The 12,600-nt window shown below is 56.5% G+C and carries 6 protein-coding genes, 2 tRNA genes and 3 rRNA genes (1 of these 11 running past the window's edge); 3 read left to right on the forward strand and 8 right to left on the reverse strand.

Going from position 1 to position 12,600, the window contains the following annotated elements; translation table 11 throughout:
* Nucleotides 1-56 precede the first annotated feature (56 nt).
* From mksB to mksF, 3 genes are read left to right on the forward strand one after another with little or no spacing between them, the layout of a single operon-like run.
* Nucleotides 57-1,334 carry an Mks condensin complex protein MksB gene (mksB, locus tag ACRRSD_RS10630; RefSeq protein WP_435038030.1) on the forward strand — a complete coding sequence of 426 codons (1,278 nt, stop codon included), beginning with the start codon at nucleotides 57-59 and terminating at the stop codon, nucleotides 1,332-1,334.
* Nucleotides 1,324-2,025: an Mks condensin complex protein MksE gene (gene mksE / locus ACRRSD_RS10635; protein ID WP_007912968.1), complete on the forward strand. Its 702-nt coding sequence runs from the start codon at nucleotides 1,324-1,326 to the stop codon at nucleotides 2,023-2,025. Before mksB ends, mksE begins: the two co-directional genes overlap by 11 nt.
* Nucleotides 2,022-4,862: an Mks condensin complex protein MksF gene (gene mksF / locus ACRRSD_RS10640; RefSeq protein ID WP_095050586.1), complete on the forward strand. Its 2,841-nt coding sequence runs from the start codon at nucleotides 2,022-2,024 to the stop codon at nucleotides 4,860-4,862. Before mksE ends, mksF begins: the two co-directional genes overlap by 4 nt.
* A gap of 206 nt (nucleotides 4,863-5,068) precedes the next feature.
* Here mksF and ACRRSD_RS10645 read toward each other — a convergent pair whose 3' ends face one another.
* The 8 genes from ACRRSD_RS10645 to ACRRSD_RS10680 form a co-directional block, all read right to left on the reverse strand.
* Entirely contained in the window at nucleotides 5,069-7,372 is a 2,304-nt protein-coding gene (locus tag ACRRSD_RS10645; protein ID WP_435038031.1) for an MlaD family protein, read from the reverse strand.
* Nucleotides 7,365-7,988 (reverse strand): paraquat-inducible protein A, encoded by a 624-nt coding sequence (locus tag ACRRSD_RS10650; protein ID WP_435038032.1) that lies wholly within the window; start codon nucleotides 7,986-7,988, stop codon nucleotides 7,365-7,367. The genes ACRRSD_RS10645 and ACRRSD_RS10650 overlap by 8 nt, the downstream gene beginning before the upstream one ends.
* On the reverse strand, nucleotides 7,975-8,634 hold the full coding sequence (locus tag ACRRSD_RS10655; protein WP_093441556.1) for a paraquat-inducible protein A: 660 nt from the start codon (nucleotides 8,632-8,634) through the stop codon (nucleotides 7,975-7,977). The genes ACRRSD_RS10650 and ACRRSD_RS10655 overlap by 14 nt, the downstream gene beginning before the upstream one ends.
* Before the next feature lie 148 nt (nucleotides 8,635-8,782).
* A 5S ribosomal RNA gene (gene rrf, locus ACRRSD_RS10660) occupies nucleotides 8,783-8,898 on the reverse strand.
* 169 nt (nucleotides 8,899-9,067) lie between these two features.
* Nucleotides 9,068-11,961 (reverse strand): 23S ribosomal RNA (locus ACRRSD_RS10665).
* Nucleotides 11,962-12,195: 234 nt separating this feature from the next.
* Nucleotides 12,196-12,271 (reverse strand) — tRNA-Ala (locus ACRRSD_RS10670).
* Nucleotides 12,272-12,281: 10 nt separating this feature from the next.
* A tRNA-Ile gene (locus ACRRSD_RS10675) sits at nucleotides 12,282-12,358 on the reverse strand.
* A gap of 123 nt (nucleotides 12,359-12,481) precedes the next feature.
* Nucleotides 12,482-12,600 (reverse strand): 16S ribosomal RNA (locus tag ACRRSD_RS10680); it runs 1,418 nt beyond the window's last position.
* The 16S, 23S and 5S rRNA genes sit together here with 2 tRNA genes alongside, the layout of an rRNA operon.

Genomic DNA, 12,600 nt, shown 5'->3' on the forward strand with positions numbered 1-12,600 from the left:
TCCTTCGTGATGCAGTACAATCGCCGCTTTTCATTGCCAACCAGCCGGGCATTCCGATGATCGAACCCAAGCGCGTCTTGCGCGCCCTCGCTGAACACTGGGCACTGCTTGAGCCACTGTGTGAGCACTTCGACCAAGGCACTTTGAGCCTCAACGAACTGCGCGCGCAACTGGCCGCCCAACAACTCGACAGCACACCGCAGGACATCACCAGCCTGCTCGACGTGTGGATTCGCCTCGATATCCTGATTCCCGTGGCGAAAAGCCCGAACCGTTTCGAGTTGAATGCGCAGATTCACGATTTCCTCGCTTACTTGCGCCGTGAACACCGCTTGGGCCTGTGCCTGGAAATCGAAGCCTATCTGCGTCACCTCGAACGTCTGGCCGGTTACATCCAGGACGCGTTCGAAGTCCGCGATGGCCACGACCTCGCCCGCCAGCTGCGCCTGCTCGACATGCGTGTACGCGACGTGCTGAAGAAGCTCGACAATGACGAACAGGCCCTGGTCGCCGTCGCCGAGCGCGCGAAGACCAGCGATCGGCAGATTCCATTGCGTCAGCGGTACGCTGAAGTACTGGCGACGTGGGACGAATACGTCGAGCCGATGATCGATCTGGTGAACGCCGACGGCGCCTTCGAACAAGGTGTGCGCAAGGTCGAAACCGTGCTGCTGAAAATGCTCAGCGAACAGCAGCGCCTCGGCCATCTGGTCGATGACGACATGCTGCTGCGCACCCACGCACGCATCCTCGAAATGCAGACCAGCGCGCAACTGACCTTGCGTCATGCCCGCGAACTGCTGCTGCCGCTGCGTGAAGAAGCGCGTCGGCACAACGCCGTGACCCGTGGCGCCGCGTTGGCCTTGGCAGCGATTCGGCGCAAAGGCATCGACGCCGTGCCGCAAGCGGCGATGCCGCTGTTCACCCGCCCGCAAAGCACCTTTCTCGGCAGCGCCAGTCAGGTCGAAGCCTACGTGTATGCCTTGGCGCGATTCGAGCCGAAACCGGCGCGCTTCCCCAAGGCGCACAAAACGCAGAAAGGCGAAGCGCCACGCGCGCCACGCACTGTGCGCGAGATGGTCGACCGCTGCGAAGAAGCCCTGCCGATGCCGGATCTGATGACCTGGCTGCTGGAGCAGGAACCGGACGGCGCCACCGACGAATTGCTCTACTGGTTCTCGCGCCTGTCGCGGGAAAAACGCTTCAAACGCGAGCGTCTGGAACGCCGCGAATACCACACTCACGAGCATCAGGTCAGCCTGCGCTCCTTCGCCCTGCTCTCGGCCAGCGATAACGCCGCCGAGAATTCTGCGAGCATCCCCAATGCATCTTGATCTTTCCGAACTGTCGCAACTCGCGCCGATCTTCCGCGAGCTGTTCAAGGGTTACCACGTCAGCCGCCGCGACCCGGAGCTGTACGCGCAACTGTCGAACTTCCAGGATCAATACCGCACGCTGTTCAAGGCGCTGGGCTTTGAACTGGTCTGCGACACCCGTGGTTTCTACTACTTCGTGCCGGACATGGCCGCCGCAGCGGTGAACAAGACCGCGCAACGTCTGGCGCTGTTCACCTTCATCCTCGTCGAACACCTGGCCGATCAGGGCCGTGACCCGATTGCCGTGCTCGATGGCGGCAGCCTCGGCCGCGAAGAGTTGCCATCGCTACTGGAGAAATACCGCGACCTGTTTATTCAGGCCGAAGTGCAGACCGTTGAAGAACTCGAAGAGAAGATCATGCGCCGCATGACTCAACTCGGTTTTGCCAGCGAAGAAAACGGCGTTTATCGCTTCCTGCCGCCGATGCACCGTTTCCTCGACGTGTGCCTGTCGGTGCAGCAGGACCGCGATCTGGCGGCCAGCGTGCACAGCGTATTGCCGCTGCCAGCCCCGGTGCTGATCGACGAAGCGGCAGAAGCCAAATTCCTCGAAACCGACGACCCGCTCGATCTTTCAGAGTTTGAAGAAGAGAGCGAAGAAGACGCACTGGCCCGCGCCATTGCCGAAGAACAGGAGTCCGACGCATGAGCCAGGAACGCTACGGCATCCGCCGCTTTGCCCTTTTGAACACCGCCGGTTACAGCCTCGGCCTGTTCCCGCTGGAAGAACCGTTGTCGGTTTACGGCGCGAACAACCTCGGTAAATCGGCGTCGATCAACGCCTTGCAGTTCCCGATTCTGGCGCGCATGTCGGACATGAGTTTCGGCAAGTACAGCCTCGAACAATCGCGGCGCTTCTACTTCGCGTCCGACACCAGTTACATCCTCGTCGAAGTGAATCTGCCCCATGGCCCGCACGTGATCGGCGTGGTCGGGCGCGGCCCGGGCGGTGGTTTCGGTCACCAGTTCTTTGCTTACGCCGGCAAGCTCGATCTGGCGCATTACCAGAAGAACGACACCTGCCTGCGTCAGAAAGAACTGTTCAGCAACCTTGAGAAAGAAGGCCTGAAAGCCTACGAACTCAAGCCGGACGAACTGCGTCGCTTGCTGGTTGGCGGTCACACGTCGATCCCGCTCGACCTGACGTTGATCCCGCTGCGCTCCACCAGCGAACAGAGCCTGAAGACTTTCCGCGCGTTGTTTATCAACCTGCTGCACATGCGCGAAATCACCGCGGCCAAGCTCAAGCAGTTGTTCCTCGATGCCTTCGAACACAGCCTGCGTTCCGGTAGCGTCGATTACATCGCCGCGTGTGAAGAAGCCTTCCGCGATGTGCGGCGCATGGAACAGGACTACAACTCGCTGGTCGCGGCCGGCCCGCTGGTTGAGGCCTTGGCCAACGGCGTGAAACAGCGCGACATACTGCGCGGCAAACTGCATCGCCTGTCGCCGCTGCTCGACTCGTTGCTCGGCACCTGGTCGGACTACGCCAGTGCGCGCAAAGAAGAGCTGACCATCCAGGCCGATCACTACCGTGGCGAGCAGGACAGTCTGCAAAACGATCAGCGCGGCGGCACTCAGGAACTGATGCGCCTGGAGCGGGAAATTTCCGGCATCCAGCGCTGGCTCGGCGAATTGTCGGTACTGAAGAATCGCTTCGCGCTGGTCGATGACGTCAAAGTGCTCGAGCAACAATTGCTCGCGGCCAAAGACGCTCACGACGAATTGGCCGGCGCCTTGGCGCAATCCCGTCAGTTCAGCGCCGAAGATCTGGAAGAGCGCGTGCGCGATCTGGAAAAACGCCTGAAGTCGGTGAAGCAACAACTCGATCATGCCGACAACAACAGCTACGCCCGTCTGCGCGAGGAATTCTCGCAACAGGACGTAGAGCGTCTGATGCGCCTGTTCAACAGCGCACTGTTCAGCCTGCCGCTGGGCGAACACGGCATTACCCTCGACGACGATGGCGAGTGGGTCAAATCCGTTGAGCTGATTCTTGATGGCTTCAAAGGCGAGCGCTTCGAAGTGCCGGGCCTGTCCATCGACATCTCGCACATCGAGCCACCGGCGCTGCAAGCCTTGGCTGACCGCGCAGCCTTGCGCGATCAGAAGGAGCGTCTGGAAAAAGAACTCAAGCAACTGAAAACCCAGCAAGCCGTAGCCGCCGACCGCGCTGCGAGCAAGACCCAGACCGAAGCGTTGTACCAGCAAGTACTGGATGCACAGAAAGCCTTGGAAGATTTCCGCCGCACCCAGACCCTGAGCGCAGAAGAAGGCGACAAGCTCGAACAACTGGCGCAGATGGAAGGTGCACAGGACGAACTCAAGCGTTCCAGCGATGCCTTCACCGAGCGCGTCCAGCAACTGTCGGCCAAGCTGCAACTGGTCGGCCGCCAGATCGCCGACATGGAAGCCAAGCAACGCACCCTCGACGATGCACTGCGTCGTCGTCAGTTGCTGCCGGCGGATCTGCCGTTCGGTACGCCGTTCATGGATCCGGTCGACGATTCGATGGACAACCTGCTGCCGCTGCTCAACGACTATCAGGACAGCTGGCAAGGCTTGCTCCGCGCTGACGGCCAGATCGAAGCGCTGTATGCGCAAGTGCGCCTCAAAGGCGTGGCCAAGTTCGACAGCGAAGACGACATGGAGCGCCGCCTGTCGTTGCTGATCAACGCGTACGCGCACCGTACCGATGAAGCGCTGACGCTGGGCAAGGCCCGTCGTGCGGCAGTCACCGACATCGCCCGGACCCTGCGCAATATCCGTAGCGACTACGACAGCCTCGAGCATCAACTGGCGCTGTTCAACCGCGAGATCAACAAGCGTCAGGTCTCCAACCTGCAGAGCTTCCGCATCGTCCTCGCGCCGAACAAGGAAGCCCTCAAGCACATCGACCAGATCATCCACAGCGCCGGTCAGTACGAAGAAGGCGAAACCCTGTCGGTGTTCGATCTGAGCCAGAGCGCCGAGCAGGACAACAAGAACGAAGAGGCCAAGGAATACCTGGCACGGCTGGTGGCGGCCAACCACAACCAGCTCGGCCTCAAGGACTTGTTCGAACTGGCGTTCGAGATCACCAAGGTCAATGGCCAGCCGGTGATTCACACCGACATCGATGGTGCGGCGTCCAACGGTACGACCATGACCATCAAGGCGCTGACCAACATGTACTTGTTGCTGCACTTGATGGATCGCGACCAGGCCGGTCGCGTGCGTCTGCCGTACTACCTCGACGAGGCGGCGGACATCGACGAGAAGAACCAGGCCGCGTTGTTGGAAACCAGTCTGCAACTGGGCTTCGTGCCGATTCTGGCGAGTGTGAAGCCGCAGGTCTGCGCCAGTGTCGCGATCGACCTGGAAGGCGGTAGCGGCCCGGCGGGGATCTACATCGATGAGGCGGACTGGAAGTACATCCGTCGCCATGATGTGGTCAAGGCCACGCTGAATGTTGAAGCGGATGAGCCGGAGCTGGATGCGGTTTGATCGGCGTTAACTGAAGGCAATAAAAAGGGCCGCGATCTGTTTGGATCGCGGCCCTTTTTTATGGCTGGGGATTTGTGCTGGGCTTTGAGGCCTCTTCGCGAGCAAGCTCGCTCCCACATTGAAACGCATTCCAAATGTGGGAGCGACGGTGCGACGATTCGACTTGCTCGCGAAGGCGTCTTTGTAGACGCCACATCAACTTCAGGTTATTTACCGAGCGAAATCTTCGGCGCCCACGTCAGCCACTCATCCTCAAACTTGTCGAACAACGGGAACGTCTGCTCAGGCCGCGCCGGGTTGCCCATGCGCTCACCATCCGGCGTGGCGAAAGCAATCCCGCCCTGAATCGCCGTCTCCAGCGACTCGGTGCGCACCGTCAGCCCGTTGAACAAACCGATATCAAACCCGACGCCGCTGGTATTCCAGAACCGGCTACCGCTGCGCACCAACGGCGCATATTTAGGCTCGATCAGAATATGTACCAACACCCGATCAGCGGTCTGCCCCAGTTCATAACCGGTGACTTTACCCACAGTAATTTCACGGTAAGTCACCGGCACGCCCGGCTTCAGCGAACCACGACGGGCCGCGCTCAATACCAGACTCAGCCCGGCTTCTTGTTTGGTCACCTCCGGCGCATTCGCTAGCGCCACAAAGTTCTTCTGCGGGCCGAGGTTCTTCGCCGCCGGTTGCACTTCGATGTACTTCCCGGTCACCAGGGTTTCCAGATTCTCGGTCTTGATCAGGCCCAACTCCGGTTTTACCACCCAGAATTGGCTGCCAACCCGCGCGATCTTGTCCGACACTTCAGTGATGCGAGCCGTGAGGATGACCGATTGCAAGTCATCGGTCAGGTCGACACTTTCGATCTTGCCGACATCCAGCCCCTTGAAGCGCACCGGGGTGCCACTACGCAGACCATCAGCGCGATCGACTTTGATCGTAACCACCGCGCCTTTCTGATTTGCCTCATCATGGTTGGCGAACAGACGGAAACGCGGAATACGTTTCTGCAGCGGCGCCTTCGCTTGCGGTGTCTCGAAGGCGATACCACCGGCCATCAGGGTCTGCAGCGACTCACTCTTGACCTGAATGCCACCGGTCAGTCCGCCGGTCAACGTGATGCCACTGACATTCCAAAAGCGCGTCGAGGCGTTGACCAGGTTTTCGTATTCCTTATCGATGTGCACGCCAATGACCAATTGCTTCTTGGTCTTGGAGAACTGATAGCTCTGCACCGAACCGACCTTGACCTGTTTGTACAGAATTGGACTGCCGACATCGATCGAGCCGAGGACATCGGTGAACAGCACCAGGTGCAAGCCCGGTGAGCGCAGATCCAGCGGCGGCGCCTTTGGCCGGGCCTCGAATTCGCGTTTCGGTGCCGCACCTTTATCGCCCGGGCGTACGGCGATGTAGTTACCTTTCACCAAGGCTTCCAGACCGGTGATCCCAGCCAGAGAAATCGATGGTTTAACTACCCAGAACTGCGTGCCATCGACCAGATAGTCCTCAGCCAATGGATCGAGAGTGAGCTCGGCTGTGGCACTGTTCAGGTCAGGATCAACCTTCAGCGCCTTCATGTTGCCGACTTGAATGCCTTTGTACATCACCGGTGTGCGGCCGGCCTGCAGTCCTTCGAAGTCGCTGAGTTTGACCTTTACGCGGATCCCGGCAGCGGCAGCGTCGAAGTCCTCATACAGACGGAACGGCAGGCTCGGATCAGTCGGCGGGCTGTCTTTGCGATTCTCTGGTGTAGCGAAAGCGATACCTCCGGCGACGATGCTGGCCAGCGATTCGCTGCGCACTTTCACGCCGGACAGGTTGGCGTCGATGCTGATGCCGCTGGCATTCCAGAAACGCGTGTGTTTGCGCACCAGTTTGGCGTAGGTCGGCTCAATGAAGACTTTCAGCTCAACGGTGCTTTGATCTTCCGAAAGCACGTAGCTTTTGATCTGGCCAACCTTGATCTGTTTGTAGAACACCGGGCTGCCACGATCCAGAGAACCGAGACGATCCGCCTTGATGGTCAGGTGCAGACCGGGCTTGGCATCAGACAGCGGCGGCTCTTCGGCCAGCGCCTTGAACTTGCGCGTCGGCTCGCCTTCGCCGGGGCTGATGGCCACGTAGTTACCCGAAACCAGGGTTTCCAGGCCGGTGATACCGGCTAGCGTCACGCTCGGTTTGACCAGCCAGAAGCGCGTGCTGGTCTTGAGGTATTGCTCAACGTCTTTATTCATCTCGACGGTGGCGATGACGCCTTTGGAGTTGCCCTCATCGTCGAGCTTGAGCGTCTTGACCTTACCGACCGACATGCCCTTGTACATGACTTCGGTCTTGTTGGCCTGAATACCTTCGCCACTCTCGAAGCGGATCTGAATTTCGATCCCGGTTTCGGAGTATGCACGCCAGCCGAGCCAGCCGCCGATGATCAGCGCGATCAGAGGCAGTACCCAAATGGCAGACCAGTTCGAAGCCGGTCGGGTTTTCGCTACGGGCAAATCAGTCATGGTCGTCGTCCGACTCCGTGTTATCCCAAATCAGTCGGGGATCGAAAGTTACTGCGGCGAGCATCGTCAGAATCACCACACTGGCGAAGGCGATGGCGCCAAGATTGGCTTCGACACTGGCAAGCCGGCCGAAGTTGACGACCGCCACCAGAATGGCGATCACGAAAATATCGAGCATCGACCAGCGGCCAATGAACTCGATGAAACGGTACATCCAGATACGCTGACGAGCGGATAACGGCTGACGTCGTTGCACTGAAAACAGTAGCAACGCGATACCGACCAGTTTGAAGGTCGGCACCAGAATACTGGCGATAAACACCACCGCAGCAATCGGAATCATGCCGTGCTGCACCAACTGGATCACGCCGGACATGATGGTGCTCGGATCCCCCTGCCCCAAAGAACTGACAGTCATGATCGGCAAGACATTAGCCGGAATATAGATAATCGCTGCCGTGATCAGCAGTGCCCAGGTGCGGGTGAGGCTGTTCGGCCTGCGAGCATGGACCCATGCACCACAGCGGGTGCAGGTTTGCTCGTCGGCGTCCGCTTCCTGTCTGTTCAACTCATGACATTCGGTACAGACCAGAATGCCCGCATCAATCGCCCGCATGAGCATCTTCCCCTGATAACGCCTGCCAGATCTGATGCGGTGACATCACCACTTCCAGCCACACTTGGACCAACAACAAACCGATGAAACACACTAGGCCAAGGCCAACGGTGATAGCAGCCATGTCCGCCAATTTGACGATCGCTACCAATACGCCCATGAGGTAGACCTCGAGCATTCCCCAGTCTTTGAGGTGGTGATAAATACGGTAAAGCAGCAAACCGTAACTGCGACCGATATCGAAGCGGATCGTTAGCAAGACGAACAACTGGCACAGCAACTTCAACAGCGGAATGGCCATGCTGCACAGGAATACGACGATGGAAACGCCCTGCATATCCGTATTGAACAAGCCGAGCACGCCACTCCAGACCGTATCCTGCGAAGACTGTCCGAGGATATTGAGTTGCATGATGGGTAAAAAGTTTGCCGGGATGTACAGCAGCAATGCTGCAATCACCAAGGCAAGGCTGCGCTGCACCACGTTATGGCGGTGGGCATACAACTCGTAACCGCAGCGTGGGCAGAGCGCTTTCTCGCCATGGGCAAGCGTGGGCTTGCGCATCAGCAGATCGCACTCGTGACAGGCCACCAAGTCTTCCAGCGGTAAATCTGACAGCCCGGGGGCGTCAACCGACTCTGACATAAAGGCTCTGGCTCCGAATAAGGTGGGGCTATTCTAGTGTTCTGATTCGAAAATAACTGTGCAAATTTGTTCGCTGTCGCGAGTAAAAACTTTTCTACAGGCAAAACAAAACCCCAACTGCTTTCGCAATTGGGGTTTCGGAATTTAATCTTGACGATGACCTACTCTCACATGGGGAAACCCCACACTACCATCGGCGATGCATCGTTTCACTGCTGAGTTCGGGATGGGATCAGGTGGTTCCAACGCTCTATGGTCGTCAAGAAATTCGGGTACCGAGTCGTGGCCAGATGGCCTCGCTTCAGCAAATTGGGTATGTGACAGCTGGTGCTTTGTGAGTCTTTCGAACTTTCGGTTCGTTTCGTCTTCACACACCGCAATCTGGTGCTCTCTCGCTTTTCAGCTTGAAGCATGCAAATTGCTTGGGTGTTATATGGTCAAGCCTCACGGGCAATTAGTATTGGTTAGCTCAACGCCTCACAGCGCTTACACACCCAACCTATCAACGTCGTAGTCTTCGACGGCCCTTCAGGGAACTCAAGGTTCCAGTGAGATCTCATCTTGAGGCAAGTTTCCCGCTTAGATGCTTTCAGCGGTTATCTTTCCCGAACATAGCTACCCGGCAATGCCACTGGCGTGACAACCGGAACACCAGAGGTTCGTCCACTCCGGTCCTCTCGTACTAGGAGCAGCCCCTCTCAAATCTCAAACGTCCACGGCAGATAGGGACCGAACTGTCTCACGACGTTCTAAACCCAGCTCGCGTACCACTTTAAATGGCGAACAGCCATACCCTTGGGACCGGCTTCAGCCCCAGGATGTGATGAGCCGACATCGAGGTGCCAAACACCGCCGTCGATATGAACTCTTGGGCGGTATCAGCCTGTTATCCCCGGAGTACCTTTTATCCGTTGAGCGATGGCCCTTCCATACAGAACCACCGGATCACTAAGACCTACTTTCGTACCTGCTCGACGTGTCTGTCTCGCAGTCAAGCGCGCTTTTGCCTTTATACTCTACGACCGATTTCCGACCGGTCTGAGCGCACCTTCGTACTCCTCCGTTACTCTTTAGGAGGAGACCGCCCCAGTCAAACTACCCACCATACACTGTCCTCGATCCGGATAACGGACCTGAGTTAGAACCTCAAAGTTGCCAGGGTGGTATTTCAAGGATGGCTCCACGCGAACTGGCGTCCACGCTTCAAAGCCTCCCACCTATCCTACACAAGCAAATTCAAAGTCCAGTGCAAAGCTATAGTAAAGGTTCACGGGGTCTTTCCGTCTAGCCGCGGATACACTGCATCTTCACAGCGATTTCAATTTCACTGAGTCTCGGGTGGAGACAGCGCCGCCATCGTTACGCCATTCGTGCAGGTCGGAACTTACCCGACAAGGAATTTCGCTACCTTAGGACCGTTATAGTTACGGCCGCCGTTTACCGGGGCTTCGATCAAGAGCTTCGCGTTAGCTAACCCCATCAATTAACCTTCCGGCACCGGGCAGGCGTCACACCCTATACGTCCACTTTCGTGTTTGCAGAGTGCTGTGTTTTTAATAAACAGTCGCAGCGGCCTGGTATCTTCGACCGGCATGAGCTTACGGAGCAAGTCCTTCACCCTCACCGGCGCACCTTCTCCCGAAGTTACGGTGCCATTTTGCCTAGTTCCTTCACCCGAGTTCTCTCAAGCGCCTTGGTATTCTCTACCCAACCACCTGTGTCGGTTTGGGGTACGGTTCCTGGTTACCTGAAGCTTAGAAGCTTTTCTTGGAAGCATGGCATCAACCACTTCGTGTTCTAAAAGAACACTCGTCATCAGCTCTCGGCCTTAAGATCCCGGATTTACCTAAGATCTCAGCCTACCACCTTAAACTTGGACAACCAACGCCAAGCTGGCCTAGCCTTCTCCGTCCCTCCATCGCAATAACCAGAAGTACAGGAATATTAACCTGTTTTCCATCGACTACGCTTTTCAGCCTCGCCTTAGGGACCGACTAACCCTGCGTCGATTAACGTTGCGCAGGAAACCTTGGTCTTTCGGCGTGGGTGTTTTTCACACCCATTGTCGTTACTCATGTCAGCATTCGCACTTCTGATACCTCCAGCAAGCTTCTCAACTCACCTTCACAGGCTTACAGAACGCTCCTCTACCGCATCATCCGAAGATGATACCCGTAGCTTCGGTGTATGGTTTGAGCCCCGTTACATCTTCCGCGCAGGCCGACTCGACTAGTGAGCTATTACGCTTTCTTTAAAGGGTGGCTGCTTCTAAGCCAACCTCCTAGCTGTCTAAGCCTTCCCACATCGTTTCCCACTTAACCATAACTTTGGGACCTTAGCTGACGGTCTGGGTTGTTTCCCTTTTCACGACGGACGTTAGCACCCGCCGTGTGTCTCCCATGCTCGGCACTTGTAGGTATTCGGAGTTTGCATCGGTTTGGTAAGTCGGGATGACCCCCTAGCCGAAACAGTGCTCTACCCCCTACAGTGATACATGAGGCGCTACCTAAATAGCTTTCGAGGAGAACCAGCTATCTCCGAGCTTGATTAGCCTTTCACTCCGATCCACAGGTCATCCGCTAACTTTTCAACGGTAGTCGGTTCGGTCCTCCAGTTAGTGTTACCCAACCTTCAACCTGCCCATGGATAGATCGCCCGGTTTCGGGTCTATTCCCAGCGACTAGACGCCCTATTAAGACTCGCTTTCGCTACGCCTCCCCTATTCGGTTAAGCTCGCCACTGAAAATAAGTCGCTGACCCATTATACAAAAGGTACGCAGTCACAGAACAAAGTCTGCTCCCACTGCTTGTACGCATACGGTTTCAGGATCTATTTCACTCCCCTCTCCGGGGTTCTTTTCGCCTTTCCCTCACGGTACTAGTTCACTATCGGTCAGTCAGTAGTATTTAGCCTTGGAGGATGGTCCCCCCATATTCAGACAAAGTTTCTCGTGCTCCGTCCTACTCGATTTCATGACCAAGAGATTTTCGCGTACAGGGCTATCACCCACTATGGCCGCACTTTCCAGAGCGTTCCGCTAATCTCAAAGCCACTTAAGGGCTAGTCCCCGTTCGCTCGCCACTACTAAGGGAATCTCGGTTGATTTCTTTTCCTCAGGGTACTTAGATGTTTCAGTTCCCCTGGTTCGCCTCTTGCACCTATGTATTCAGTACAAGATAACCATCTTATGATGGCTGGGTTCCCCCATTCAGACATCTCCGGATCAAAGTCTGTTTGCCGACTCCCCGAAGCTTTTCGCAGGCTACCACGTCTTTCATCGCCTCTGACTGCCAAGGCATCCACCGTATGCGCTTCTTCACTTGACCATATAACCCCAAGCAATCTGGTTATACTGTGAAGACGACATTCGCCGAAAATTCGAATTTCTCAACTAAGAGAACTCACAAATTTTACCTTAGCCTGATCCGTTACCAGTGAAAGTAACGTTCAGTCTATCTTTCTATCACATACCCAAATTTTTAAAGAACGATCTAATCAAAAGACTAGAAATCAATATTCTCAATGGAATACTCATTTCTAAGCTTTCAGAAGCAGTTATATGGTGGAGCCAAGCGGGATCGAACCGCTGACCTCCTGCGTGCAAGGCAGGCGCTCTCCCAGCTGAGCTATGGCCCCATAACAAAATTGGTGGGTCTGGGCAGATTCGAACTGCCGACCTCACCCTTATCAGGGGTGCGCTCTAACCAACTGAGCTACAGACCCAATTTCGAGCGCGCAACTGTTAGCTTGGAGCTATCAGCTTGGAGCTTAAAGCTGCTTCTATCGTCTTCTTCAATGAATCAAGCAATTCGTGTGGGAACTTATGGAGCAGCTGATGTCGTCGATTAAGGAGGTGATCCAGCCGCAGGTTCCCCTACGGCTACCTTGTTACGACTTCACCCCAGTCATGAATCACACCGTGGTAACCGTCCTCCCGAGGGTTAGACTAGCTACTTCTGGTGCAA

It is taken from the genome of Pseudomonas neuropathica, from assembly GCF_051174785.1.
Lineage (GTDB): Bacteria > Pseudomonadota > Gammaproteobacteria > Pseudomonadales > Pseudomonadaceae > Aquipseudomonas > Aquipseudomonas neuropathica_A.

Bases quoted from the DNA above. Each gene is read 5' to 3' on its own strand.
- ACRRSD_RS10645 (WP_435038031.1), bottom strand. From the start codon at position 7,372: ATGACTGATTTGCCCGTAGCGAAAACCCGACCGGCTTCGAACTGGTCT.
- mksF (WP_095050586.1), top strand. From the start codon at position 2,022: ATGAGCCAGGAACGCTACGGCATCCGCCGCTTTGCCCTTTTGAACACC.
- ACRRSD_RS10655 (WP_093441556.1), bottom strand. From the start codon at position 8,634: ATGTCAGAGTCGGTTGACGCCCCCGGGCTGTCAGATTTACCGCTGGAA.
- mksB (WP_435038030.1), top strand. From the start codon at position 57: ATGATCGAACCCAAGCGCGTCTTGCGCGCCCTCGCTGAACACTGGGCA.
- ACRRSD_RS10650 (WP_435038032.1), bottom strand. From the start codon at position 7,988: ATGCGGGCGATTGATGCGGGCATTCTGGTCTGTACCGAATGTCATGAG.
- mksE (WP_007912968.1), top strand. From the start codon at position 1,324: ATGCATCTTGATCTTTCCGAACTGTCGCAACTCGCGCCGATCTTCCGC.